Here is a 24,881-nt window from a genome sequence, read left to right as displayed (position 1 = left end):
AATGAGTATGCGACACACTGCACGGTGTCGCCTTTGACGTGAGTCACGTCCTCGGTGAAATGTTCCGGACGTTACGTGGTTGCTTCGCGCATGATGCGCTGCTTCTGGCGGTTCCAGTCGCGCTCTTTTTCGGTCGCGCGCTTGTCGTGCTGTTTCTTACCCTTCACCAGGGCGATTTCGCACTTGACCTTGTTTTTCTTCCAGTACAGCGCCAGAGGGATGCAGGTATGACCGGTCTGGTTGACCTTGCCAATAATTTTGGCAATCTCCTTGGCGTGAAGCAGTAGCTTTCGGGTTCGGGTAGGGTCGGCAACCACATGGGTAGACGCCGTGTTCAGTGGCGTAATGTGGGCACCCAACAGCCAGGCCTCGCCGTCTTTCAGGAGTACATAGGCGTCAACGAGCTGGGCTTTTCCGGCACGCAGGGATTTTACCTCCCAGCCGAGCAGGGCAAGGCCCGCCTCAAAGCGTTCTTCGATGTGGTACTCATGTTTCGCCTTTTTATTAAGGGCGATGGTCGAGCTCGGGGTTCCGGGCTTTTTCTTACTCATGAATCAGGGTATCCGGGTTCGGACAAATGACTAAATAGGCCGGCAAGCTACCGGCAAGGGCCGCATTGTAGCTCAGGAGTGCCAGACCGGTCACGAATTCGCGATATTGTCTTTGGATGGTCGTACGTTGGCGAAGCCATCCGCTACAATTACAAGTCAGATTGGATCAGGGACACGAATGCCTACGCCGTATCAGACACCTATCGGGTCCTTTACCCGCAAATCGACGTTCTTCTGGGCTGCGGTTGGTGCCACCGTTGGGTTGGCCAATCTGTGGCAGTTCCCTTACCTCGCCAGCCTCCACGGCGGCGGTCTGTTTATTCTTCTTTATCTGGGTTGCCTGCTGCTGGTGACCCTGCCGATTATGGTCACCGAAGCCACCATAGGGCGCTATTCCCGGCATGGCATTGTGCTGGCATTGGACGGTTTCGTGCGCAGCGCCAAAGTCTCCCGTGCCTGGGTGCTCGCAGGGCGGTTTTCGGTAATTGCTGCCTTCCTGGTGCTGTCCTTCACCGCGGTGTTTGGTGCGATTGCACTGGCTTACGTGTTCTTCGGTGCCATGGGGCGTTTTACCGACGTGGGCGACGCCGAGGCGGGCCGGATACTGTCCGGTCTGGTGTCTGATCCGAAGGAGTATCGCCTGTTCATGGCCTGGCATGCGCTGTTCCTGATTCTAGTGATCTGGGTCTCGGTGCAGGGGGTTGTCAAAGGCCTGGAGCGAACGCTGAGAGTCGTGGTTCCGGGCATGCTTTTGCTGATGCTGGGGTTGTTCGCATTATCCGCCTGGCAGGGGCAGGTGAACAGCGCGGTAAGCCAGATTCTGGCCATGCATCCGGAGGATTTCACTTTTGAGAGTGTCCGCGTTGCGCTGTTTCATGCTTTTTTTACGCTTGGGCTTGGCATGGGTGTTTGGACTATTTTCGGTGCCTACACCGCCGTCGGGACGAGTCTCAAGCGCTCGTTGCTTGCCGTTGTGCTGATCGACACGCTGGTGGCGATTTTGGCTGGCATGATGATGTTTTCGGTGGCGGCTAGTGGTGGTGGGCTGCTTGATGGTGAAAGGGGGTTCGGCCTGTTGTTCGTTTCGTTGCCGGTTACCCTGGGTCAGCTGCCAGCGAGTCAGTTTGTTATTGCTGCTGTGTTCCTGATGGTGGTGCTGATTGTCTGGACCACCTCCCTTGCCTTGATGGAGCCCATCGTCGGATGGTTCAGGGAATGGACGGGCGCACCCCGGGGGTGGTCGGCGTTGCTGGTGGGCGCGGTGGTTTGGTTTGCCGGATTGGGCACACTGCTGTCCTTTAACGTTTGGGCTGGTGAGCGCCTTGCCGGCGGTACTCTGTTCCGATGGGTTGAGCTGGTAACCGGTGGCTTGCTGATCCCGACCGTAGCCATTCTCGTATCCGTGTTTTTCGGATGGAAACTGACGCGCAGTCTGTCGAGACGAATTCTGGGCGAGGGGCCGGGAATCTTTCTGGTCACCTGGACCTGGGTGATGCGACTGGTAGTGCCCGTGGTGGTGCTGTTTATCGGCGTTCAATATATGGTGTCGTCCCTGGCGCATCTGTGTGACTCGGGTAGCGACGGCCTGTGGTGTGGTCAACCCTCGGTGCTGACTGAAATCGAGGGCCAACGGCTGGACGAGCCGAACGCCTCGGTGCAAGATGCTCCGCCGCCACAATTGCCGGCGGGTGGAGAGTTTGACGTGCCCAAGCACAAATCCCCGCAAGAACCGGCATCCGATCGCCGCGCCCCAAAGAAGGACGAGATCCTTTATCATAGCGTCTGATCCGGTGCGCCGATGGTGCACCTCGACTTTAGCCCACGCGTACTGAAGCAGGATTGTTTGAGTTCATGCCTCACCAGATTGATAAGTCAGCCCTCGTAATGCACTCGGCGGAACGGATGTTTCACCTGGTGAATGATGTCGCCCGGTATCCCGAGTTTTTGCCCTGGTGTGCCAACACTGAGATCCACGAGCAGAGCACTGAGGCCATTACGGCGTCCATGCAAATCGAGAAAGCTGGGGTGCGTCACGTGCTGACAACCCGGAACCAGCTATTGATGCCGGAGCGTATTGAAATGAATCTGGTGGATGGGCCATTCCGCAATCTCAGCGGCCGGTGGCACTTCAAGCCTCTCGCGGATAATGCATGCAAGGTGGTGCTTACCCTGGAATTTGAGTTTTCCGGTTCTTTGTCTCGTATGGCGTTTGGCGGTGTGTTCAGTCAGGCCGCGAACACGATGGTCGACGCATTCTGCAAGCGCGCAGACGAACTGTATCGAGGGGCAAACTAATGATGAACGTGGAGGTGGCGTACGCCCGACCGGATCGTCAGGAGATTGTCCGGGTGGAGGTGCCGGAAGGCACGACGGTTTTGGAAGCCGTGGAGCTCTCCGGTATCGTTGCGATTTTTCCGGAGGTCGATCCTCAGGTAACCGACATGGGGATTTTCGGAAAAGTGATCAAAGATCCTTCATCGCATCAGCTCCGGGATGGGGATCGGGTCGAGCTGTATCGGCCGCTGATCATTGATCCCAAGCAGGCCCGGCTGAACCGGGCCAAGAAAAAAGGCTAGCGCTGGCAGCGGCTCAGTAGGCCGGCGTTTCTGCCAGCAGCTCGGTCTCGTAGCGGGCCAGCTGGTTATCGTTGTCGTAGTAAACCACCACCTGTTGCTTGCGAATATCTCCGCCCCGGCGCTGAAAGGTATACACGAAATACTCTCTGGAAGTATCGATGGGGTTGAGCAGTAAGGGGGTGCCCAGCACGGCATGGACCTGACGTCGTGGCATTCCTTCCGAGAGCTGGCTGATCTCTTCTTCGGTTACAATATTTCCCTGCTGGACGTTGATCTTGTACACGCCGGGAAAGCTGCAGCCCGCAATAATGAACGTGAGAATAAAAGAGATTAGCTTTTGCATCGCCGAAGGAAATCCTCTATTTTTGAATGCGCCTGCCACAAGCGGGCGCAGCGCGCTGAGCCGTAAAAAGCGGCTTCATCATACCGGAAGCCTCGAAGTACACCAAAGAGTGAAATGTAACATGTCATCCGAGAACGCCGAATTACGAAAGGTCGGTCTGAAAGTCACTTTGCCGAGGGTGAAAATTCTCAACATCCTTGAAACGGCCGATGAGCACCACCTCAGTGCTGAAGACGTTTACAAGAAACTTTTAGAGCAAGGGGATGATGTGGGCCTGGCGACGGTGTACCGGGTGCTGACCCAGTTTGAAGCGGCCGGGCTGGTGTTGCGGCACAACTTCGAAGGTGGCCACGCGGTATTTGAGATGGCGGGGGACGATCACCATGACCATATGGTCTGCACCCAAACCGGTGAGGTGATCGAGTTTGTTGACGAGGTAATTGAGGAGCGTCAGCAGAAAATCGCCCGGGAGCATGGCTACGAGATCGTGGATCACAGCCTGATTCTCTACGTCAAGCCGATCAAATCTGAATAACGGCCAATAAAAAAAGGGCGGATTGTGGTCCGCCCTGAGAAACTCTCGAAGTCGAGAGGGGATGTGTTCAGTTCGCCATTCTTTAAGCTGCTCTCTCAGTGATGAGTTGCTTGTCCCTTGGATACCATTTCTTTTGCGTGTGCCAGTGTCTGGTCAGTCATGTCCACGCCGCCCAGCATCCTCGCCACTTCACTGATGCGGCCCTGATCATCAAGGGCTTCAATTTTCGAGAAAGTAGTGTCCTGTTCGGTGAATTTGCTGACAAACAGGTGCTGGTGACATTGAGCCGCTACCTGTGGCAAATGAGTGACACACAGAACCTGCCCGTTTTCCCCCAGGTTGCGCAGCAGCCGGCCCACCACTTCAGCCGTACCGCCGCCAATGCCCACGTCGACCTCGTCAAATACCAGTGTCGGAGTGGTAGAGGTCTGTGCGACGACTACCTGTATGGCCAGGCTGATGCGAGACAACTCCCCTCCAGAGGCGACTTTGGACAGTGAACGCGCCGGCTGACCCGGGTTGGCGCTAACCAGAAACTCAATGTCCTGCTGTCCGCATGGTGTGGGCTCGTCATCGGCGCTCCGGTTCAGGTGCGTGACAAATTGCACGGATGGCATGCTCAGCTGCGCGAGTTCTTCGGCGATACGCTGGTCCAGGTCAACGGCCGCGCGTTCTCGGGCATCGGTCAGTTTTGTCGCCAGTGCATCGTAGGCTTTTCGTTGCTCATCCAGCTCGGCTTCCAGCTGTTCAAGGCTGCCAGCCCCTCCGTCGAGTTCCTCGAGTTCGGCGCTCAATCTCTGGTGCAGTGCCGGCAGCTCTTCCGGGCTGATCCGGTGCTTGCGAGCCATCTGGTAAATGGCACTCAGGCGCTCTTCCACTTCAGCCAGTCGCGCCGGGTCGGCCTCGTAATCTTCGACAAAGCGACGGAGGTTATCGCCGGCCTCGCCGATTTGAATCTGTGCTTCATTCAGCATCTGAATGGTATCAGCCAGCGCCGGCACTTCAGTCGGGAGCTGCTCCAGTTGCTGCAACGCCTGGCGCACCAGGGTGGCGGCGCTGCCGTCCTCTTCGGTGCATAACAGGGCGGCCCGGTGGCTGTGATGGAGTACCGCATCGGCCTGGCTTAGCTGAGCCTGCTCCTGCTCGAGTTCTTGCTGTTCGTTGTCTTGCAGTGCCAGTCGATCGAGTTCTTCCACCTGGTAACGGAGCAGCTGTAATTTGGCTTCGGTTTCATCGGCGTTCTGCTGTCGTTCGGTCAGGCGTAGACGCGATTTATTCCAGTGTTTCCAGGCGCTGTGCACCTCGTCCGCCAGGGTTTCTGCGCCGGCAAATTCGTCCAGCAATTTTCGGTGGGTTTCTTTGCGCAGCAGGGACTGATGCTGGTGCTGGCTGTGGATGTCCATCAGCAGCCCACCCAGCTCTTTCAGGTGTGCCAGGGGACAGGGCTGGCCGTTAATGTAAGCACGGGACCGGCCATCCTTGCTGATGACCCGGCGCAGTATGCAGTCGCTTTCGTCATCCAGTTCATGGCTCTCCAGCCACTGGCTCGCTTCGGGGATGTTGGAGACGTCAAAGCTGGCGGTAATGTCCGCGCGCTTGGCGCCGTGGCGCACCGCGCCAGCGTCTGCGCGACCGCCCATCGCCAGGCCCAGGGCATCGAGCACGATCGACTTGCCGGCACCGGTTTCGCCGGTCAGAGCGGTCATGCCCCGCTTGAATTGCAGTTCCACGCGTTCGGCAATGGCGTAATTCGAAACGGTAAGCTGTACGAGCATGAGGTATCTCCGTGTCCTTGTATGGGTGCGTTGGCCCCGAAAAGACGGTATCTGTACGAACTACTGTATTGGTATACAGTGACTGTGAATATATACAGGGTCTTTTCGGTTTGCAAACCGTGGTTGCGAAAAACTGATCGATTTGGGCGTACGGGGTGGTTGAAACCTGGCATCTGGGCCCCATATCGAATCGCAAATAGCCAGTTCCGGCCGGGGCAGGCTGGAAACCACATTCAAAGGGTCAGTCCAGGCTGGCCGCCGGATATTCAGCAGGAGTAACCATGAGCACTGATGAAAACCGCAATAATCAGGCCGCTGAGGAATTGAGCGAAGCGACAGAGGCCGCGGCAGAAGAGGCGCAGGAGCAGGACCCTGCCGGTACTGAAGGGGAAGGATCGGAGCTGGATACGCTGAAAGCTCAGGTGAAGGACGCTCAGGAGCAGGTGCTGAGGGCTCAGGCCGAGATGCAGAATGTTCGCCGTCGTGCCGAGATCGATGTCGAGAAGGCCCACAAGTTTGCCCTCGAAAAGTTCGTAAAGGAGCTGCTGCCCGTGGCCGACAGCCTTGAAAAGGCTGTGGAAAGCACCGATGGCGGCGAGAACGCCGGCGAACTGGTGGCGTCCATCCGTGAGGGTGTAGAAATGACGCTGAACCTGTTCCTCACCAGTCTGGGCAAGTTCAACGTAGAGCAGCTTAACCCGGTGGGCGAGCCGTTCGATCCCCAGCAGCATGAAGCAATGTCGATGGTGCCGGCGCCAGATGCCGAGCCGAACAGTGTGGTGGCGGTCGTTCAGAAAGGCTATCTGCTGAACGGTCGTGTGGTGCGCCCTGCCATGGTGGTTGTCGCAAAAGCGGATAGTGCACCAAAAATCGACGAGCAGGCTTGAAAAGTCGATTAAAGCGCCAATATAGCCAATTAAAGGTTAGAGCCGGAGTGTTGAGTCTCCGGGAATTTGCAGAATAATTGGAGTGAATCAATGAGCAAAATTATCGGTATCGACCTGGGAACGACCAACTCCTGCGTTGCCATCATGGATGGTGACAAGGTCAAAGTGATTGAGAACGCCGAGGGCGATCGTACCACCCCGTCCATCATCGCTTATACCGATGATGGTGAGACTCTGGTGGGTCAGTCTGCAAAGCGTCAGGCGGTTACCAATCCGGACAACACGCTGTACGCCATCAAGCGCCTGATCGGTCGTCGCTTTGAGGATGACGTGGTTCAGAAAGACATCAAGATGGTGCCTTACAAGATCGCCAAGGCCGACAATGGTGACGCGTGGGTTGAGGTGAAAGGCCAGAAAATGGCGCCGCCGCAGGTGTCTGCGGAAGTGCTGAAGAAGATGAAGAAAACCGCCGAGGACTACCTGGGTGAGAAAGTGACGGAAGCGGTTATCACCGTTCCGGCGTACTTCAACGACAGCCAGCGTCAGGCCACCAAAGACGCCGGCAAGATTGCTGGTCTGGAAGTGAAGCGGATCATCAACGAGCCGACCGCAGCTGCGCTGGCCTATGGCATGGACAAGCAGAGCGGTGACCGCACCGTGGCTGTATACGACCTCGGTGGTGGTACTTTCGACCTGTCCATCATCGAAATCGCAGACGTTGACGGTGAGCACCAGTTCGAGGTTCTGGCGACCAACGGTGACACCTTCCTGGGTGGTGAAGACTTTGACCTCAAGGTTATCGAATACCTGGCCGACCAGTTCAAAAAAGACAGCGGCATCGACCTGCGCGGCGATTCCCTGGCCATGCAGCGGCTGAAGGAAGCGGGCGAGAAGGCCAAGATCGAGCTGTCCAGCAGCCAGCAGACCGACGTCAACCTGCCGTACATCACTGCGGATGCGTCCGGTCCCAAGCACATGAACGTCAAGCTGACCCGTGCCAAGCTTGAGTCATTGGTTGAAGATCTGGTCGACCGTTCTCTCGAGCCGTGTAAAGTTGCTCTGAAGGACGCTGGTATGAGCGCCAGTGAAGTGGATGAAGTGATTCTGGTGGGCGGTCAGACCCGCATGCCGCTGGTTCAGGAGAAGGTGAAGAACTTCTTCGGCAAAGAAGCCCGTAAGGATGTGAACCCGGACGAGGCGGTTGCCATGGGTGCAGCCATTCAGGCGGCGGTACTGTCTGGAGATGTGAAGGATGTTCTGCTGCTGGACGTGACTCCGCTGACTCTGGGCATCGAAACCATGGGTGGCGTTGCTACGCCGCTGATCGAGAAGAACACGACGATCCCGACCAAAAAGTCGCAAACCTTCTCCACAGCGGACGACAACCAGACCGCGGTGACCATTCACGTGGTACAGGGTGAGCGTAAGCAGGCCAGCCAGAACAAATCACTGGGCCGGTTCGATCTGGCGGATATTCCGCCGGCGCCACGCGGTGTGCCGCAGATCGAAGTGACGTTCGACATCGACGCCAACGGCATTCTGAACGTGTCGGCGAAGGACAAGGCTACTGGCAAAGAGCAGTCCATCGTGATCAAGGCGTCTTCGGGTCTGAACGACGACGAGATCGAGAAGATGGTGAGCGATGCCGAGGCCAACGCTGAAGAAGATCGCAAGTTCGAAGAGCTGGTGCAGGCCCGTAACCAGGGTGATGCCATGGTCCACGCGGTGCGTAAAACGCTGACCGAAGCGGGTGACAAGGTCACCGACAGCGAGAAAGAATCCATCGAAACAGCGATCAAGGATCTGGAGCAGGCTCTGGAAGGATCTGATAAGGAAGACATCGAGGCCAAGACGCAGAAGCTCACCGAGGTGTCTTCAGAGTTGGCTCAGAAGATGTATGCCGATCAGGCCGAGCAAGCCGGTGGTCAGGAAGAGGCGCAGGCCCAGCCTGGCGACGACGCTGTCGATGCCGAGTTCGAAGAAGTTAAAGACGACGATAAGCGGTAATCTGATCGATATCAGGTGGTTGGAAAACGCGGGGAATTCCTCGCGTTTTCCGCGTTTACACACAAGGTTTTAAAGCATGGCCAAACGCGATTATTACGAAGTTCTCGGTGTGTCCCGGGATGCGGACGACAAGGAAATCAAGCGAGCCTATCGCAAGCTTGCGATGAAGTACCACCCTGACCGTAATCCGGGTGACGCCGAAGCCGAGAACCAGTTTAAGGAAGCCAGCGAGGCGTACGAAGTGCTCGCCGATGGCTCCAAGCGCGCAGCCTATGATCAGTTCGGGCACGCCGGTGTGGATGGTCAGGCTGGCGGTGGATTCGGCGGTGGCGGAGGCAGTTTCTCCGACATCTTCGGTGATGTGTTCGGCGACATTTTTGGTGGCGGAGGCGGTCGCGGCCGAAACACCCGTGGCAGTGACCTGCGCTACACCCTGGAGCTGGATCTGGAAGAGGCGGTGAAAGGCAAAACCGTCGAGATCACGATTCCCGGTCACAAAGAGTGCGACGTCTGCGACGGCAGTGGCGCCGAGAAAGGCTCCAAGCCGGAAACCTGTGGTACCTGTCAGGGTATGGGGCAGGTTCGCATGCAGCAGGGGTTCTTTACTGTTCAGCAGGCGTGTCCGACCTGTCGCGGCTCCGGCAAGGTGGTGAAGAATCCGTGCAAGGCCTGTCATGGCCAAGGCCGGGTTCGGGAAGAAAAAACCCTGTCGGTCAAGGTGCCGCCCGGTGTGGACACCGGTGATCGCATTCGATTGTCCGGTGAGGGCGAAATGGGTGTTGATGGCGGGCCTTCCGGAGACCTGTATGTACAGGTGGCGGTTCGGGAGCACTCCATCTTTACCCGCGATGGCAGGAACCTGTACTGTGAGGTGCCCATCAGCATCGTCGATGCCGCTTTGGGTGGCGAACTCGAGGTGCCGACACTGGATGGTCGGGTTAAGCTGAAGATTCCGGCGGAGACCCAGACCGGCAAGCTGTTCAGGTTGCGCAATAAGGGTGTGAAGCCGGTCCGTGGCGGCCCGGCCGGTGACCTGTTGTGCCGGGTGATTGTCGAAACGCCGATCAACCTGACCAAGCGCCAGAAAGAGTTGCTGGAAGAGTTTCAGCAGACCCTTGATGGCGGCGATGGAACCCATCATGCCCCCAGAAAGACCTCCTGGTTTGAGGGTGTGAAAAACTTCTTCGACGAGATGAAATTCTGACAGGACAACCGGAGTAGTCCGATTATGAGGGTAGCAATCATCGGCGCCGCCGGGCGCATGGGCAAGGTGCTGATCGAGGCTGTCGACGGGACCGATGGTCTCGAGCTGGGTGCCGCGATCGTGGAACCGGGTAGTACACTGGTTGGTGCGGACGCCGGTGAAGTGGCCGGTATTGGGCGCCTGGGCGTCAAGCTGGCGGGTGGCCTGGACGATGTGCGGGACGATTTTGATGTCCTGGTCGACTTCACCTTTCCGGATCTGACCCTCGCCAATGCTGAGTTTTGCAGGGAAAACGGGAAAAAGCTCGTCATCGGAACCACTGGCATGTCAGAGGCCGAGAAAGAGCAGTTGGCTCTGGCGGCAGAGTCGGTTCCTGTGGTCTTCGCGCCCAACATGAGCGTGGGCGTGAACGTCGCGCTCAATCTGCTTCGAACGGCCGCCCAGGCGCTGGGGGATGACTATGATGTGGAAATCATCGAAGCGCATCACCGGCATAAGAAGGACGCGCCGTCTGGTACGGCCCTCAGGATGGGTGAAGTGGTCGCGGATGCATTGGGGCGTGATCTGAAAACGTGTGCCGTGTACGGTCGCGAGGGCTTCACCGGTGAGCGGAGCCGGAAGGAAATCGGCTTTGAAACCATTCGGGCGGGCGACGTAGTGGGGGACCACACGGTCCTGTTCGCCACTGAAGGCGAGCGCATTGAAATTACCCACAAAGCCAGCAGTCGGATGACCTTCGCCAAGGGCGCCATGCGCGCGGCTCTGTGGCTGAAGGGCAAGCCTGCCGGCTTGTTTGATATGCAGGATGTGCTATCCCTTAAGTGACGTATCAGCCGAGAGTGATCCGTGTTTCTTCATGGACACTTCGGTAAAGATTTTTTACAATAAGGCGATTTAGCTGCACCAAGCGTAGTTAGAAAAAAGCCGGGGCCAACAATCCCGGACAGCAAAAAGCGGGACGGAGTTCTTACTCCCTCTCGCTTTTTTGCAACCTGAACACGCGCTTGCGTTCCTGCTAGTGACGAAATGAACGCCACTCGATGAGGATACAAGCCTTGAGCAATCCCGCAATCCTTGCACTCGAAGATGGAAGTCTGTTCTACGGTACCGCCATCGGTGCCGATGGAGAAACCAGTGGTGAGGTGGTTTTCAACACTGCCATGACTGGTTACCAGGAAATCCTGACGGATCCGTCTTATTCCCGCCAGATTGTCACCCTTACTTACCCCCACATTGGAAACACCGGAATCAATAAAGAAGACGTTGAGTCAGATCGCATCCACGCAGCGGGGCTGATTATCCGTGATCTTCCTCTAGTGGCTAGCAACTGGCGCAGCGAGCAAACGCTGGAAGACTACTTGCGAGCTAGTGGCATTGTCGGTATCGCCGAAATCGACACTCGCCGCCTGACGCGCATCCTGCGGGATAAGGGTTCCCAGAACGGCGCCATTGTCGCCGGAGCCCAGGCGACCGCAGAGCGGGCGCTGGAATTGGCCAAGGCATTCCCCGGTTTGAAGGGGATGGACCTGGCGAAAGAAGTGACTACGGATTCGGTCTCCCGGTGGAGTGAAAGTGAGTGGTCGCTCACCGATGGCTACGGCCAGCGGGATGAGGCCCGCTTCAAGGTCGTGGCCTGGGACTATGGTGTGAAGTACAACATCCTGCGGATGCTGGCGTCCCGCGGCTGTGACGTCACCGTGGTTCCCGCAACCACTCCGGCCTCCGAGGTGCTGGCGATGAATCCCGATGGCGTGTTCCTCTCTAATGGTCCGGGTGACCCCGAGCCGTGCGACTATGCGATCACGGCCATCAAAGAGGTGCTGGAAACCGATATGCCGGTGTTCGGTATTTGCCTGGGCCACCAGTTGCTGGCTCTGGCCAGCGGTGCAAAAACCATGAAGATGGGCCATGGCCATCATGGCGCGAACCATCCCGTCCAGAACCTGGCCGATGGTACGGTGATGATTACCAGCCAGAACCACGGCTTCGCTGTGGACGAGTCCACCTTGCCGGCCAATCTTGAGGCGACCCACAAGTCGTTGTTTGATGGCACCTTGCAGGGTATTCGTCGCACCGACAAACCGGCGTTCAGCTTCCAGGGGCATCCGGAAGCCAGTCCGGGCCCACACGATGTGGCACCGCTGTTCGACCAGTTTATCCGGTTGATGGAAGATCGCTCTGCCTGAGGGCAGTTTCCGGGCTTCGGCCCGGAAGAGACCGGCGCCACGCATTGCGCTGCACGAATGACCAAGTTGCTGACAGGTAAACCAAGACATGCCGAAACGTACTGACATCGAGAGCGTTCTGATTCTGGGCGCGGGCCCCATTGTAATTGGGCAGGCGTGCGAGTTTGACTACTCCGGTGCCCAGGCCTGTAAGGCCCTCCGCGAAGAGGGCTACCGGGTTATCCTGGTGAACTCCAACCCGGCCACCATCATGACCGATCCTGTCATGGCGGACGCCACCTATATCGAGCCCATCACCTGGAAAACCGTCGAAAAGATCATTGAAAAGGAAAAGCCCGACGCGCTGCTGCCGACGATGGGTGGTCAGACCGCGTTGAACTGCGCTCTGGATCTTGAAAAGCACGGTGTGCTGGAAAAACACGGCGTTGAAATGATCGGCGCCAACGCCGACACCATCGACAAAGCCGAGGACCGCGACCGCTTCGACAAGGCGATGAAAAAAATTGGCCTTGAGTGCCCGCGCGCCGAAATAGCTCACTCCATGGAAGAAGCCTGGAAGGTGGCGGAGCATATCGGTTTCCCGTGCATCATCCGGCCGTCGTTCACCATGGGCGGTTCCGGTGGTGGTATCGCCTACAACCGGGATGAATTTGAAGAAATCTGCCAGCGCGGTCTGGACCTCTCGCCGACCAACGAATTGTTGATTGATGAGTCGCTGATCGGCTGGAAAGAGTATGAGATGGAAGTTGTCCGGGACAAAAACGACAACTGCATCATTGTCTGTGCCATCGAAAACTTCGACCCCATGGGCGTGCACACCGGTGACTCCATCACCGTGGCCCCGGCCCAGACCCTGACGGACAAAGAGTATCAGATCATGCGGAACGCCTCGCTGGCGGTTCTGCGTGAGATCGGTGTTGAGACCGGTGGCTCCAATGTCCAGTTCGGTATCAATCCCGATACCGGCCGCATGGTGGTGATCGAGATGAACCCGCGGGTGTCCCGTTCCTCCGCGCTGGCGTCCAAAGCCACCGGCTTCCCGATTGCCAAGGTTGCCGCCAAGCTGGCGATTGGCTACACCCTGGATGAACTGCGCAACGAAATCACCGGTGGTGTGACTCCGGCCTCTTTCGAGCCCAGCATCGATTACGTTGTTACCAAGATTCCGCGTTTCACCTTTGAGAAGTTCCCCCAGGCGGACGCACGTTTGACCACCCAGATGAAGTCGGTGGGTGAGGTGATGGCCATCGGCCGTACCTTCCAGGAATCCATGCAAAAAGCCTTGAGAGGGCTGGAAGTGGGTTCCGAAGGCATGGACGAAAAACTCGACGAACTGGATTCCCAGAACGCCGAGGAAACCCTGATCCGCGAAATGAACGTTCCGGGTGCAGAGCGCATCTGGTACCTGGGCGATGCGTTCCGTGCCGGCATGACCGTGGACGACGTGTTCGCGCATACCAATATCGATCGCTGGTTCCTCATTCAGATCGAAGATCTGATCAAGGAAGAGCAGCGGCTGAGGTCTGCGGGCAAGGCCGACATTGACCATGCCACTTTGTTCCGTCTCAAGCGCAAGGGGTTCTCGGATGCTCGTCTTGCCAAGCTGCTGAGCATTTCCGAGGTCAGCCTGCGCAAGCTTCGCCATGACCTGGGTATTCGCCCGGTCTACAAGCGCGTCGACACCTGTGCGGCGGAGTTTGCCTCCGATACCGCTTACATGTACTCCACCTATGAAGAAGAGTGCGAGGCGGATGTGTCCGACCGCGAGAAAATCGTGGTAATTGGTGGCGGTCCGAACCGGATAGGTCAGGGCATCGAGTTTGACTACTGCTGCGTGCACGCGGCTTTGGCCATGCGCGACGATGGTTACGAGACCATCATGATCAACTGCAACCCGGAAACCGTGTCCACGGACTATGACACCTCCGACCGGTTGTATTTCGAACCTATTACCCTGGAAGATGTGCTGGAGATCGTTCACGTTGAAAAGCCCAAGGGCGTGATCGTTCAGTACGGTGGTCAGACGCCGCTTAAGCTGGCCAGAGGGCTGGAAGCGGCCGGCGTGCCGATCATTGGCACCAGTCCGGATGCCATCGACCGGGCAGAGGACCGGGAGCGGTTCCAGCAAATGATCACCCGTCTGGGGCTGAAGCAGCCGAAAAACGCGACCGTGCGCAGCCACGAAGACGGTCTGCTCGCGGCGCGGGAAATTGGCTATCCGCTGGTGGTTCGCCCGTCTTACGTTCTGGGTGGTCGGGCGATGGAAATCGTCTACACCGAAGAAGAGCTGGTTCGCTACATGCGCGATGCGGTGCTGGTGTCCAACGACAGCCCTGTGTTGCTGGATCACTTCCTGAACGCTGCCATCGAGGTGGATATCGACGCCATCTGCGATGGCAAGGATGTGGTGATCGGCGGCATCATGCAGCACATTGAGCAGGCCGGTGTGCACTCCGGTGACTCTGCTTGTTCCCTGCCGCCTTACACCCTGCCGAAAAACGTTCAGGATGAAATGCGTGAGGCGGTGAAGCGAATGGCCGTGGAACTGGATGTCGTTGGCCTGATGAACGTTCAATTGGCGTGGCAGGACAACGAGATCTACGTGATCGAAGTGAATCCGCGTGCCTCCCGGACGGTTCCGTTTGTGTCCAAGGCCATCGGCGTGTCGCTGGCAAAAGTGGCAGCGCGGGTGATGGCTGGCAAATCGCTGGCCGAGCAGGGTTTCACCGACGAGATCATTCCGGACTATTATGCGGTCAAGGAATCCGTATTCCCGTTCAACAAATTCCCGTCAGTTGACCCGATTCTCGGGCCGGAGATGAAGTCTACCGGGGAAGTGATGGGTATCGGAGACAGCTTCGATGAGGCGTTCGCCAAGGCGGCGCTGGCGGTGGGCGCGGTGCTCCCGGAAAAAGGGACTGCGTTTATCTCCGTGCGTGAAGTCGACAAGCCCGGCGTGGCCGCGGTGGCTCAGGATCTGGTGGATGCAGGCTTCCACCTGATTGCCACGACAGGCACCGCCAAGGCGCTGCGCGAGGCCGGCATTGAGGTTGATCGAGTAAACAAGGTCCGCGAAGGGCGCCCGCACATAGTGGACGCCATCAAGAACGGCGAAGTTCAACTGATTATCAACACCACCGAGGGGCGCAAGGCGATTTCCGATTCGGCGCAGATTCGCCAATCCGCCCTGCAGGCCAAGGTGACCTATACAACCACACTGGCGGGCGGCGAAGCCCTGTGCCGGGCTATCAAGTTTGGCCCGGAGCGTACCGTTCGTCGTCTCCAGGATCTGCACTCAGGAAAGTAAGACTATGGCAGACAGAGTACCCATGACGAAGGCGGGCGAGTCCCGCCTTCGTGAAGAACTTCAGAACCTGAAATCCGTTGAGCGGCCCCGGGTCATTGAGGCGATTGCCGATGCCCGGGAGCACGGCGACCTTAAGGAAAACGCGGAGTACCATGCCGCCCGGGAGCAGCAGAGCTTCATTGAGGGGCGCATCCAGGAAATCGAGGGTAAGCTCTCATCCGCTCAGGTGATTGATGTCACGACCATTGAGAACACCGGAAAAGTGATCTTCGGCACCACGGTGCATCTGCTGAATATGGATACCGACGAGCAGGTGGCTTACCAGATCGTGGGTGAGGATGAGGCTGACATCAAAGCGGGCAAGATTTCCATTTCTTCACCCATCGCGCGTGCGTTGGTGGGCAAGAGTGAAGGGGATGTCGTGGCGATCCGCGTGCCCTCTGGCACCGTTGAGTACGAGATCGAGGAAGTGGAATACATCTGACGTCCAGACGGCGCAGAAAAAAAGCCGGCATCGTTGTGTGCCGGCTTTTTTGTCGCCTGCGTTCCGCTCAGTTCTGGTGGCGAACGAGATTCGACAGCTTGGGGTTCGGCTTCTTGGCTCGACGCAGAATGACGGCGATCTTGCCGATGGTCTGGACCAACTCGGCGCCGGAGGTCTCGCACAGGGCGTTGACTGCCTCGTGCCGTGCTTCCCGGTCGTTGCTGGCGATCTTGATTTTAATCAGTTCGTGATCGTTCAGGGCTCGCTCTAGTTCTTCCTGAAGCCCCTCGGTCAGGCCTTTGTCGCCAACGATGATGACTGGCTTCAGGTGGTGGGCGATGGCCCGGTATGCCCGGCGCTGTTCCGGTGAAAGGCTCATGATGTAATCTCTTTATCGATGTGATTAACGAAAGGTCAGCGGCTTGTTCGCCGGCATCGCACTATAATCCTTTGATTGTAACAAAACACCGGCGGGTAGAAATGGCCGTTAACCCTTACGGTTTTGCCTTAAGTGACGAATTTCCGGAGGTTTTGAATGGGTGCGCTGCGAGTGCGGCGGCCGCTGACTGAAGGAACATTTGGGTGGCGACGGGGTCAAACCGTGCAAGAGTTACTGGCTCTGAGCCAGCTGTAAGCCGGTCGAACTCGGCGCCAAAGGCAAGCTTCTCCGTACAGGGCAACTGGCGTTGGATTTGGCGCCGCTGCGGGCGGGTGGTCTGAGATGGCGGCAGGCAGGCGTTGTAATTTCGGATATGGTGCCCAATATGAGTGGTATGGCTACCGTTGATAATGCCAGGGTCATGGACCTGATGAAATCGGCGCTGGGTATGGCGAAGCACATCGTGACGCCGGGCGTGTTTGTCACCTCGGTCCTTCAGGGTGAAGGTGTCGGGGCCCGGCAGACGGGTCTGTGTGGCAATTTCGAAACGGTGGTGAGTTGCAAACCGGATTCGTCGCGGTCCTGTACCCGCGAAATCCTTTGGGTTTGCAGAGGTTTTAAAGGCTGATCTTATGACCTGCTGGGTCTGGGCCGGGGCGGAAAGGCCGTTTCTGGTGGATGGACGTAGAATTGGTGTAAGGTGGCGAAAAGGGAGCGGAGTGTGACAACCGCTCTTTCATTCACAGGTGACGATCCTTGAGCGATATGGCAAAAAATCTGGTTCTCTGGCTAATCATAGCCGCCGTGCTGATGATGGTGTTTCAGAATTTCTCACCAACCACCAGCGGGCAACAAGTCAACTACTCCCAGTTTGTTGAAATGGTCCAGGAGGGCCGGGTCACATCGGTGACCATCGACGGTCTGGACATTCAGGGTCGCCTTGGAGACGGATCGCAATTCCAGACCATCCGACCCCAAGTGGCCGACAACAAACTGATGGATGATCTCCTGGCCAATAACGTGGAAGTGGTCGGCAAGGAGCCTGAGCGCCAGAGCCTGTGGACGCAGTTGCTGGTGGCGGCATTTCCGATCCTGATCATCATTGCGCTGTTCGCGTTCTTCATGCGGCAGATGCAGGGCGGCGGGGGTGGCAAAGGTCCCATGTCGTTCGGTAAGAGCAAAGCTCGTTTGATGAGTGAAGATCAGATCAAGACCACCTTCACCGACGTTGCTGGCGTGGATGAGGCCAAAGAAGATGTGAAGGAGCTGGTGGATTTCCTGCGCGATCCGAGCAAGTTCCAGCGTCTGGGTGGATCCATTCCGAAGGGCGTGCTGATGGTCGGGCCTCCGGGAACGGGTAAGACGCTGCTTGCCAAGGCAATCGCGGGCGAAGCGAAAGTGCCTTTCTTCTCGATCTCCGGTTCTGATTTCGTTGAGATGTTTGTTGGTGTTGGTGCTTCCCGTGTTCGTGACATGTTCGAGCAGGCGAAGAAGCAAAGTCCCTGTATTATCTTCATCGACGAGATCGACGCTGTTGGTCGCCATCGCGGTGCAGGCATGGGCGGTGGTCACGACGAACGTGAGCAGACCCTGAACCAGTTGCTGGTCGAAATGGATGGCTTTGAGGGCAATGAGGGCGTCATCGTCATCGCTGCAACCAACCGTCCAGACGTTCTGGATCCTGCGCTGCTGCGTCCGGGTCGTTTCGATCGTCAGGTTGTGGTCGGTTTGCCTGACATTATTGGTCGTGAGCAGATTCTGAAGGTGCACATGAAAAAAGTGCCCTTGGCGGAGGGCGTGGAGCCTTCGTTCATTGCTCGCGGTACGCCGGGCTTTTCCGGTGCCGATCTCGCCAACCTGGTTAACGAGGCTGCCTTGTTTGCAGCCCGCCGTAACCAGCGGCTGGTCTCGATGGAAGAGTTCGAGTTAGCCAAAGACAAGATCATGATGGGGGCCGAGCGCCGGTCCATGGTCATGAGTGAAAAAGAGAAACGCAACACCGCTTACCATGAGGCCGGGCACGCCATCGTTGGACGCCTGATGCCTGAGCATGATCCGGTGTACAAGGTCAGTATCATTCCGCGTGGTCGCGCGCTGGGTGTCACTATGTTCCTTCCGGAGGAGGACAAGTACAGCCACAGCAAGCGCTACCTGATCAGCTCCATTTGCAGCTTGTTCGGTGGCCGAATTGCCGAAGAGCTGACGCTGGGCTTTGATGGCGTGACCACCGGTGCGTCCAATGACATCGAACGGGCGACCAGCCTGGCTCGCAACATGGTGACCCGCTGGGGTCTGTCGGAGAAACTTGGGCCGCTCCAGTACGACTCCGACAGCGAGGAACCGTTCCTGGGCCGTACGGCTGGCCAGTCTCATTCGGCGCATTCTCAGGAAACCGCTCGTCGAATTGACGATGAGGTGCGGGATATCATTGATACCTGCTACGAAAAGGCGCGTCAGTTGCTGGTGGACAACCGCGACAAGCTGGACTTGATGGCCGATGCCTTGATGAAGTACGAGACCATCGATCGGTTCCAGATTGACGACATCATGGAAGGTCGGGTGCCTCGTCCCCCGAAAGGCTGGGGCGACAGTGGCCCAACCGGCGGCGTGCAGGCGGAAGAGCCAAAATCTGCCGAGCCGAAGTCTGGCGATGATGGTCGCCAGCCAGATGTGGGCCGTCCGGCCGGAGAGCACTGACAGGCCGGGTGTCCCCGGCCACATTCCTCGAAAAACTTGGACGCCGCCCGGTAACGGGCGGCGTTTGTTTTTACTGCTTCTAAAATCAGATCGGGTGGATGCTGTATGGAAATGAATTTTGCCGGGCGAGTGCTGGATATGTCCCGGTGCCACATCATGGGGGTCTTGAATGTAACCCCGGATTCGTTTTCCGATGGCGGTCGCTTCAATCGCCCGGATGCCGCCTTGCTTCGGGCGCGGCAAATGGTCACAGAGGGTGCGCGTTTTATTGATGTCGGGGGTGAGTCCACTCGCCCCGGTGCGGCCCCGGTGTCGGTCCAGGAAGAAATGGACCGGGTGTGTCCGGTAGTCGAATTGATTGCCAGGGAATTGGACGCTGTGGTTTCCGTCGACAGCAGTTCACCTGAGGTGATGGTCGAGGCGGCGCGCCTTGGCGCAGGGTTGTTAAATGATGTTCGAGCCCTTCAGCGAGAAGGTGCCTTAAAGGTGGCCGCTGAGGCCGATGTGCCGGTCTGCCTGATGCATATTCAGGGCGAGCCGGACACCATGCAGGATCGCCCGGAATACCGAAACGTGCGCCGGGAGGTCAGTGCCTTTTTGACGGAACGGGTGAGAGCGGCTGAACTTGCGGGAGTACGGTCGGAAAATATCATTCTTGATCCGGGTTTCGGTTTTGGAAAAACGTTGGAGCACAATCTTCAGCTATTAGCGGCGCTGGAGCAGTTTCATTTGCTTGGCCATCCGCTGCTTGTCGGTATGTCTCGCAAGTCAATGCTTGGAACCATCACCGGGCGCGAAGTGGATGAGCGCTTGTCCGCGAGCCTGGCGGCCGCGACAATAGCCGCCATTAAAGGAGTCGGCATCGTGCGAGTGCATGATGTAAGAGAGACTGTAGATGCCGTCAAGGTTGTGACGGCCATGAGGGAGGCGCATTAATGTCTGCACGAAAATATTTTGGGACGGATGGTATCCGGGGCCGGGTTGGTGAATCCCCCATAACGCCGGAGTTTATGCTGAAGCTGGGATGGGCTGCCGGCCAAGCCTTCAAGCGCGAGGGTCAGCGCAATAGCGTGCTCATAGGTAAAGACACCCGGCTGTCGGGCTATATGTTTGAGTCCGCGCTTGAGGCCGGGCTGTCCGCCGCGGGTGTTGATGTTAAGTTGCTTGGTCCAATGCCTACCCCGGCAATCGCGTACCTGACGCGAACTTTTCGCGCTTCTGCGGGCATTGTGATCAGCGCCTCTCACAACCCCCATCACGACAACGGTATCAAGTTCTTTTCCGCCCAGGGGACCAAACTGGATGACAAGCTCGAGGCTGAGATCGAGAGCTGGCTCGATAAACCTCTGGTTGTATGCGATTCAAAGGAGTTGGGTAAAGCGAGCCGGATCGATGACGCGCCCGGACGTTACGTCGAGTTCTGCAAGAGCACGGTGCCCAATGAGTTTGTTCTTGATGGTATGCACGTCATGCTGGACTGTGCCCACGGTGCGACCTACCACGTGGCACCGCAAGTGTTTCGCGAGCTGGGAGCCAAGGTCTCGGTGATTGGGGCGTCTCCCGATGGCTTGAATATCAACCTCAATGTCGGCTCCACCAGTCTCGACGCGCTCAAGCATTTTGTTGTCGAGAAGGGGGCGGATCTCGGTATCGCCTTTGACGGCGACGGCGACCGTGTGCTGATGGTGGATCGCGATGGTTCAGAGGTCGATGGTGACGAACTGCTCTACATCATCGCATCACAGCGTTTCGCCGAGGACCGGCTGAAGGGCGGGGTGGTTGGTACGCTGATGACCAACCTTGGCGTTGAGCTTGCCCTAAAAGAGCAGGGGATTGAATTTGAGCGTGCCAAGGTAGGGGATCGCTACGTCATGGAGCGCCTGATCGCTCGCGACTGGGTGCTCGGTGGCGAGGGGTCCGGGCATATGGTGATTCGGGACTGCACCAGTACGGGTGACGGGATTGTTTCGGCGCTTCAGGCGCTGCTGGCCATCCGAAGGTCCGGCAAAACCCTGGCAGACCTTCGGCAGGGAATGAGTAAGTTGCCCCAGATCATGATCAATGTTCGTGTTGGCGAGCGCTTTGATCCACTTTCCCGAGACGATATTGTTGCTGCCGTCCGGGAGGCGGAGGCCCGGCTTGGCAGCGAGGGTCGTATCCTGCTTCGGGCCTCCGGTACCGAGCCGTTGATCCGCGTGATGGCGGAAGGACAGGACGCCGGACAAATCGCGCACATAGCCCGTGAATTGGCTGACGTGGTTGAGCGTTCCACAGGGTAAATTTCTGTTTTTGGTCGGTTGTCTGTAGCTGGGGAGTCCTGTATAGTTCCGCCTCTCTCACGCTTGGGAGCTGTTATGCGTCGGAAGATCGTAGCCGGAAATTGGAAAATGAACGGGTCGAAAGACCTGGCAAAAACTCTGGTTGGTTCCGTCCGTTCAGAGCTCGCGTCCCTTGATAATGGTGTGGAGGTTGTTATCATTCCTCCCGCAATTTATGTGCAGGACGTGGCCGCGCACGCTGATGGTGAATTGGGCTTAGGTGTCCAAAACGTGAGTGAGTGGCACTCCGGTGCGTATACCGGTGAGATTTCAGCTGAGATGGCGAAAGATCAGGGTTGCCAGTTTGCCCTGGTTGGGCATTCTGAGCGTAGACAGCTGTTTGGTGAAACCGATCAGGCTGTAGCTGATAAGGTTGCGCTGTTGCTCGATAATGGTCTCGACGCAATCGTGTGCGTTGGCGAAACGCTGGAGCAGCGGGAAAACGGGCGGGCCGAAGAGGTAGTGGCAACTCAGGTGCGTCAGGGGCTTGGCAAGGTCTCGGGTGAGCAGTGGTCGCAGATCGTCGTGGCTTACGAGCCAGTCTGGGCGATTGGCACCGGGAAAACCGCCACCGCAGAAGATGCTCAGGCGATGCATGCATCGATTCGTGACGTGCTTGCTGATATGGGCGCCCCGGCAGAAAAGGTGACGATGCTTTACGGCGGAAGTGTAAAAGCGGATAATGCTGCCGCTCTTTTCGCCCAACCGGATATTGATGGCGGCCTGATTGGTGGGGCGTCGTTGATAGCAAACGATTTTATAAGTATTTGCCGGGCTGTTCCGGCCGATACAAAAGGTTAAGTTCGCGAGAGTTTTTATGGACTGGATGGAAACGCTAGTAGTCGTCGTGCACGTGGTGATCGCCATAGCGTTGGTCGGCCTGGTGCTGATTCAGCAGGGTAAAGGCGCAGACGCCGGTGCAGCGTTCGGCGGTGGCGCATCCCAGACCGTATTTGGTAGCCAGGGCAGCGGAAGCTTTTTGACCCGTTTGACCACCATGTTGGCTATCGTGTTTTTCGTGACAAGCTTTTCGCTGGCGGTATTTGCCAAGCAGCGCGCGGAAGTGGCTGGTGAGGCTGGTATTCCGGTTGTCGAAGAGTCTGCTGCTGAGGATGCTCCCTCGATTGAGTCCTCGGAAGGTCAGTCGCAAAGTGCTGGCGAGCAGCAAGGTGAGGATTCCGGGCTCCCAGAGCTCGAGTAAAAGAATTGCCCAGGTGGTGAAACTGGTAGACACGCTATCTTGAGGGGGTAGTGGCGAAAGCCGTGCCGGTTCGAGTCCGGCCCTGGGCACCATTTGAAGAGAAAAAGCGGCTTGGAATATCCAGGCCGTTTTTTTTGGTCAGTCCTTGACCAGTCTGTCGGGCGTCTCTATACTCCGGCGGATATTGAAACCGGTGGGCGTTGACGGCCGCGGGTTTCTGACAGGCCAGGTGTCTGTCAGCAGGAGGCGGTTTATCGGGTTTGCCTCCTGTTAGTACTTGCAACAAAAGGCCCCAACCAAGGGGCTTTTTGATTAAAGGGGCCTGGCGCATCGGGCCCTGATGCATGAAAAGGGCTGATTAAACAGCCCTTTTTTTGTTTGTGGGCCACGGAAACTGAATACGGAGAAGGCGCAAGGTGTCAGCCAAGTTGCAACAGCTCGAAGATCTGCTGAGGCCAGTGATCGAAGGTATGGGTTACGAGTACTGGGGGATCGAATACCGCTCCCAGGGCCGGCATTCCATGCTGCGAGTCTTTATTGATGATGCCGAGAACGGCATTTCAGTCGATGACTGTGAAAAGGTCAGCCGGCAAATCAGCGGTGTTATGGACGTGGAAGACCCCATCCAGGTGGAATACACGTTGGAAGTGTCTTCTCCGGGAATGGACCGGCCGTTGTTCCGTCTCGAACAATACGAGGCTTATGCAGGGCATCAGGTCGAGCTTCGGCTGCGCATGGCCTTTGAAGGGCGACGCAAGTTCCAGGGCCTGATCAAGGGCGTTGAAGGCGAGGATGTGGTGGTTGTGGTTGATGACCACGAGTACCTGTTGCCGTTTGAGAGCATCGAACGGGCACACATCGTTCCGGTTTTCGAGTGAATTCGAAAGAAAAGAATTTGTTAGACGTACGGTTTATCTAGAGGGCAGGGCAATCCAATGAGTAAAGAGATCTTGCTGGTTGTTGAATCCGTCTCGAACGAAAAAGGCGTCGAGAAGGATGTGATTTTTGAAGCGATCGAGCTCGCGCTCGCCACTGCCGCCAAGAAGCGGTACGAGGACGAAGACGCGGATATTCGGGTTGCCATTGATCGCCGCACCGGTGAATACGAAACGTTCCGCCGCTGGCTGGTGGTGGATAATGATGCGGTTCCGGCGCTGGGCACCGAGCTCACGTTGCAGGAAGCCGAGGAAATCGATCCGGCGCTCAAGCCGGGTGACATTCACGAAGAAAAGACCGAATCCGTGGCGTTTGGCCGGATTGGTGCCCAGGCGGCGAAGCAGATTATTTTCCAGAAGGTTCGTGAAGCTGAGCGCACCAAGATTGTCGACAGCTACCGTGATCGCATCGGTGAACTCGTTTCCGGCACCGTGAAGAAAGTCACTCGCGACAACGTGATCGTGGATCTGGGCGCTAATGCCGAAGCTTTGTTGCCGCGTGAGCACCTGATTCCCCGTGAAACCTTCCGTATGGGAGACCGGGTTCGAGCGCTGTTGCTGGAAATTCGCACCGATCACCGTGGTCCCCAGCTCATTCTGAGCCGGACAGATTCCCAGATGCTGATCGAGCTGTTCCGCATCGAAGTGCCCGAGATTGCCGAGGAGCTGATCGAAATCCGTGGCGCTGCCCGTGATCCGGGTTCGCGTGCCAAGATTGCGGTCAAGACCAACGATCGCCGTATCGATCCCGTTGGCGCTTGCGTGGGCATGCGTGGTTCACGCGTCCAGGCGGTGTCCAATGAACTGGGCGGCGAGCGTGTTGATATTGTGCTTTGGGACGACAACCCCGCCCAACTGGTTATCAACGCCATGGCTCCGGCGGAAGTGGCGTCCATCGTCATGGATGAAGATCGCAACACCATGGATGTGGCCGTGGCGGAAGATAACCTGGCACAGGCAATTGGTCGTAACGGGCAGAACGTGCGTCTGGCTACCGACCTGACCGGTTGGACCCTGAATGTGATGACCGAGGAAGAAGCCGGCGAACGTCAGGAGCAGGAATACAATCGCCTGGTTGAGCACTTCACCGCCAGTCTGGATGTGGATGAGGAATTTGCCGGGGTATTGATTGAAGAAGGCTTCACCTCCATTGAAGAGGTGGCGTACGTGCCGATGGAAGAAATGCTGGGCATTGAGGGTTTCGATGAGGAAACCGTGACCGAGCTCCGTCGTCGCGCAAAAGATGTGCTGCTGAATCAAGCCCTGGCCAGCGAAGAGGCGCTTGAGGGCGCCGAGCCAGCGGAGGATTTGTTGGCGATGGATGGCATGGACCGTGCCCTGGCGTTCAAGCTGGCGGGCAAAGGTGTGCGAACAATGGAAGATCTCGCAGAGCAATCAGTTGATGACCTGCTCGAGATCGACGGAATGGATGAAGAACGTGCTGGTCAATTGATTATGACGGCACGTGCCCCTTGGTTTGAAGACCAGGCTTAATT

Annotated in this window: 23 protein-coding genes and 1 tRNA gene; 20 read left to right on the top strand and 4 right to left on the bottom strand. The window is 57.4% G+C overall.

The features are described 5' to 3' along the window. Positions 1-71: 71 nt before the first annotated feature. Entirely contained in the window at positions 72-551 is a 480-nt protein-coding gene (gene smpB / locus LPB19_RS01180) for an SsrA-binding protein SmpB (RefSeq protein WP_206644272.1), read from the bottom strand. A 178-nt stretch (positions 552-729) separates the two neighbouring features. On the opposite strand from smpB, the gene LPB19_RS01175 reads away from it, so the two are divergent. The 3 genes from LPB19_RS01175 (at position 730) to LPB19_RS01165 (ending at position 3,127) form a co-directional block, all read left to right on the top strand. Then, a complete protein-coding gene (locus tag LPB19_RS01175) occupies positions 730-2,337 on the top strand; it encodes a sodium-dependent transporter (protein WP_206644271.1) in 1,608 nt (535 codons plus the stop codon). Between the two features lie 65 nt (positions 2,338-2,402). After that, positions 2,403-2,846, top strand: coding sequence for a type II toxin-antitoxin system RatA family toxin (locus LPB19_RS01170; RefSeq protein WP_206644270.1), 444 nt, complete (start codon positions 2,403-2,405; stop codon positions 2,844-2,846). Between the two features lie 2 nt (positions 2,847-2,848). Further along, on the top strand, positions 2,849-3,127 hold the full coding sequence (locus LPB19_RS01165) for an RnfH family protein (protein ID WP_206645642.1): 279 nt from the start codon (positions 2,849-2,851) through the stop codon (positions 3,125-3,127). 13 nt (positions 3,128-3,140) lie between these two features. Here LPB19_RS01165 and LPB19_RS01160 read toward each other — a convergent pair whose 3' ends face one another. Next, complete coding sequence (locus tag LPB19_RS01160; RefSeq protein ID WP_206644269.1) at positions 3,141-3,470, bottom strand: outer membrane protein assembly factor BamE; 330 nt, start codon at positions 3,468-3,470, stop codon at positions 3,141-3,143. Between the two features lie 121 nt (positions 3,471-3,591). On the opposite strand from LPB19_RS01160, the gene fur reads away from it, so the two are divergent. Beyond that, a complete protein-coding gene (gene fur, locus LPB19_RS01155) occupies positions 3,592-4,005 on the top strand; it encodes a ferric iron uptake transcriptional regulator (RefSeq protein WP_206644268.1) in 414 nt (137 codons plus the stop codon). Positions 4,006-4,100: 95 nt separating this feature from the next. On the opposite strand, the gene recN is transcribed toward fur, so the two are convergent. Further along, complete coding sequence (gene recN, locus LPB19_RS01150) at positions 4,101-5,780, bottom strand: DNA repair protein RecN (protein WP_206644267.1); 1,680 nt, start codon at positions 5,778-5,780, stop codon at positions 4,101-4,103. Between the two features lie 281 nt (positions 5,781-6,061). Here recN and grpE point away from each other — a divergent pair, with 281 nt between their 5' ends. From grpE to greA, 7 genes are all read left to right on the top strand, one after another. Next, positions 6,062-6,667, top strand: a complete 606-nt coding sequence (grpE, locus tag LPB19_RS01145) for a nucleotide exchange factor GrpE (protein WP_206644266.1) — start codon at positions 6,062-6,064, stop codon at positions 6,665-6,667. 90 nt (positions 6,668-6,757) lie between these two features. Beyond that, a complete protein-coding gene (gene dnaK, locus LPB19_RS01140; RefSeq protein WP_206644265.1) occupies positions 6,758-8,674 on the top strand; it encodes a molecular chaperone DnaK in 1,917 nt (638 codons plus the stop codon). 76 nt (positions 8,675-8,750) lie between these two features. Next, the gene (gene dnaJ / locus LPB19_RS01135; RefSeq protein WP_206644264.1) at positions 8,751-9,878 is read left to right on the top strand and encodes a molecular chaperone DnaJ; all 1,128 of its coding nucleotides are present in this window, start codon (positions 8,751-8,753) and stop codon (positions 9,876-9,878) included. Between the two features lie 24 nt (positions 9,879-9,902). Beyond that, positions 9,903-10,703, top strand: a complete 801-nt coding sequence (gene dapB / locus LPB19_RS01130; RefSeq protein ID WP_206644263.1) for a 4-hydroxy-tetrahydrodipicolinate reductase — start codon at positions 9,903-9,905, stop codon at positions 10,701-10,703. A 230-nt stretch (positions 10,704-10,933) separates the two neighbouring features. Further along, on the top strand, positions 10,934-12,064 hold the full coding sequence (carA, locus tag LPB19_RS01125; RefSeq protein WP_228289164.1) for a glutamine-hydrolyzing carbamoyl-phosphate synthase small subunit: 1,131 nt from the start codon (positions 10,934-10,936) through the stop codon (positions 12,062-12,064). 88 nt (positions 12,065-12,152) lie between these two features. Continuing rightward, positions 12,153-15,371 (top strand): carbamoyl-phosphate synthase large subunit, encoded by a 3,219-nt coding sequence (gene carB / locus LPB19_RS01120; RefSeq protein WP_206644261.1) that lies wholly within the window; start codon positions 12,153-12,155, stop codon positions 15,369-15,371. A 22-nt stretch (positions 15,372-15,393) separates the two neighbouring features. Beyond that, complete coding sequence (gene greA / locus LPB19_RS01115) at positions 15,394-15,855, top strand: transcription elongation factor GreA (RefSeq protein WP_266097072.1); 462 nt, start codon at positions 15,394-15,396, stop codon at positions 15,853-15,855. A 67-nt stretch (positions 15,856-15,922) separates the two neighbouring features. Here greA and yhbY read toward each other — a convergent pair whose 3' ends face one another. Beyond that, positions 15,923-16,234 carry a ribosome assembly RNA-binding protein YhbY gene (gene yhbY / locus LPB19_RS01110; protein ID WP_206644259.1) on the bottom strand — a complete coding sequence of 104 codons (312 nt, stop codon included), beginning with the start codon at positions 16,232-16,234 and terminating at the stop codon, positions 15,923-15,925. 385 nt (positions 16,235-16,619) lie between these two features. On the opposite strand from yhbY, the gene LPB19_RS01105 reads away from it, so the two are divergent. From LPB19_RS01105 to nusA, 9 genes are all read left to right on the top strand, one after another. Next, positions 16,620-16,862 carry an SAM-dependent methyltransferase gene (locus LPB19_RS01105; RefSeq protein ID WP_206644258.1) on the top strand — a complete coding sequence of 81 codons (243 nt, stop codon included), beginning with the start codon at positions 16,620-16,622 and terminating at the stop codon, positions 16,860-16,862. Between the two features lie 128 nt (positions 16,863-16,990). After that, a complete protein-coding gene (gene ftsH, locus LPB19_RS01100) occupies positions 16,991-18,931 on the top strand; it encodes an ATP-dependent zinc metalloprotease FtsH (RefSeq protein ID WP_323127898.1) in 1,941 nt (646 codons plus the stop codon). Positions 18,932-19,036: 105 nt separating this feature from the next. After that, positions 19,037-19,867, top strand: coding sequence for a dihydropteroate synthase (gene folP, locus LPB19_RS01095; protein WP_206644257.1), 831 nt, complete (start codon positions 19,037-19,039; stop codon positions 19,865-19,867). Next, on the top strand, positions 19,867-21,210 hold the full coding sequence (glmM, locus tag LPB19_RS01090; RefSeq protein WP_206644256.1) for a phosphoglucosamine mutase: 1,344 nt from the start codon (positions 19,867-19,869) through the stop codon (positions 21,208-21,210). Before folP ends, glmM begins: the two co-directional genes overlap by 1 nt. Positions 21,211-21,285: 75 nt before the next feature. Then, on the top strand, positions 21,286-22,050 hold the full coding sequence (gene tpiA, locus LPB19_RS01085; RefSeq protein ID WP_206644255.1) for a triose-phosphate isomerase: 765 nt from the start codon (positions 21,286-21,288) through the stop codon (positions 22,048-22,050). Positions 22,051-22,066: 16 nt separating this feature from the next. Beyond that, positions 22,067-22,450, top strand: coding sequence for a preprotein translocase subunit SecG (gene secG, locus LPB19_RS01080; protein ID WP_206644254.1), 384 nt, complete (start codon positions 22,067-22,069; stop codon positions 22,448-22,450). Positions 22,451-22,457: 7 nt separating this feature from the next. Next, positions 22,458-22,542 (top strand) — tRNA-Leu (locus LPB19_RS01075). A 324-nt stretch (positions 22,543-22,866) separates the two neighbouring features. Further along, on the top strand, positions 22,867-23,328 hold the full coding sequence (gene rimP / locus LPB19_RS01070; protein ID WP_206644253.1) for a ribosome maturation factor RimP: 462 nt from the start codon (positions 22,867-22,869) through the stop codon (positions 23,326-23,328). Between the two features lie 57 nt (positions 23,329-23,385). Further along, entirely contained in the window at positions 23,386-24,879 is a 1,494-nt protein-coding gene (gene nusA, locus LPB19_RS01065; protein ID WP_206644252.1) for a transcription termination factor NusA, read from the top strand. Positions 24,880-24,881: the final 2 nt, after the last annotated feature.

Origin of the sequence: Marinobacter salinisoli, from assembly GCF_017301335.1 — a bacterium.
Taxonomy (GTDB): domain Bacteria; phylum Pseudomonadota; class Gammaproteobacteria; order Pseudomonadales; family Oleiphilaceae; genus Marinobacter; species Marinobacter salinisoli.
Note: the sequence above shows the minus strand (reverse complement) of the source record. Positions and strands in the feature narration are given on the sequence as shown.

Excerpts from the sequence above, each read along its gene's own strand:
- carB (WP_206644261.1), top strand. The coding sequence starts at position 12,153 with ATGCCGAAACGTACTGACATCGAGAGCGTTCTGATTCTGGGCGCGGGC.
- dapB (WP_206644263.1), top strand. The coding sequence starts at position 9,903 with ATGAGGGTAGCAATCATCGGCGCCGCCGGGCGCATGGGCAAGGTGCTG.
- glmM (WP_206644256.1), top strand. The coding sequence starts at position 19,867 with ATGTCTGCACGAAAATATTTTGGGACGGATGGTATCCGGGGCCGGGTT.
- dnaJ (WP_206644264.1), top strand. The coding sequence starts at position 8,751 with ATGGCCAAACGCGATTATTACGAAGTTCTCGGTGTGTCCCGGGATGCG.
- grpE (WP_206644266.1), top strand. The coding sequence starts at position 6,062 with ATGAGCACTGATGAAAACCGCAATAATCAGGCCGCTGAGGAATTGAGC.
- tpiA (WP_206644255.1), top strand. The coding sequence starts at position 21,286 with ATGCGTCGGAAGATCGTAGCCGGAAATTGGAAAATGAACGGGTCGAAA.
- yhbY (WP_206644259.1), bottom strand. The coding sequence starts at position 16,234 with ATGAGCCTTTCACCGGAACAGCGCCGGGCATACCGGGCCATCGCCCAC.
- recN (WP_206644267.1), bottom strand. The coding sequence starts at position 5,780 with ATGCTCGTACAGCTTACCGTTTCGAATTACGCCATTGCCGAACGCGTG.
- LPB19_RS01105 (WP_206644258.1), top strand. The coding sequence starts at position 16,620 with ATGAGTGGTATGGCTACCGTTGATAATGCCAGGGTCATGGACCTGATG.
- LPB19_RS01170 (WP_206644270.1), top strand. The coding sequence starts at position 2,403 with ATGCCTCACCAGATTGATAAGTCAGCCCTCGTAATGCACTCGGCGGAA.
- greA (WP_266097072.1), top strand. The coding sequence starts at position 15,394 with ATGACGAAGGCGGGCGAGTCCCGCCTTCGTGAAGAACTTCAGAACCTG.
- LPB19_RS01160 (WP_206644269.1), bottom strand. The coding sequence starts at position 3,470 with ATGCAAAAGCTAATCTCTTTTATTCTCACGTTCATTATTGCGGGCTGC.
- LPB19_RS01165 (WP_206645642.1), top strand. The coding sequence starts at position 2,849 with ATGAACGTGGAGGTGGCGTACGCCCGACCGGATCGTCAGGAGATTGTC.
- fur (WP_206644268.1), top strand. The coding sequence starts at position 3,592 with ATGTCATCCGAGAACGCCGAATTACGAAAGGTCGGTCTGAAAGTCACT.
- folP (WP_206644257.1), top strand. The coding sequence starts at position 19,037 with ATGGAAATGAATTTTGCCGGGCGAGTGCTGGATATGTCCCGGTGCCAC.
- nusA (WP_206644252.1), top strand. The coding sequence starts at position 23,386 with ATGAGTAAAGAGATCTTGCTGGTTGTTGAATCCGTCTCGAACGAAAAA.
- smpB (WP_206644272.1), bottom strand. The coding sequence starts at position 551 with ATGAGTAAGAAAAAGCCCGGAACCCCGAGCTCGACCATCGCCCTTAAT.
- dnaK (WP_206644265.1), top strand. The coding sequence starts at position 6,758 with ATGAGCAAAATTATCGGTATCGACCTGGGAACGACCAACTCCTGCGTT.
- LPB19_RS01175 (WP_206644271.1), top strand. The coding sequence starts at position 730 with ATGCCTACGCCGTATCAGACACCTATCGGGTCCTTTACCCGCAAATCG.
- secG (WP_206644254.1), top strand. The coding sequence starts at position 22,067 with ATGGACTGGATGGAAACGCTAGTAGTCGTCGTGCACGTGGTGATCGCC.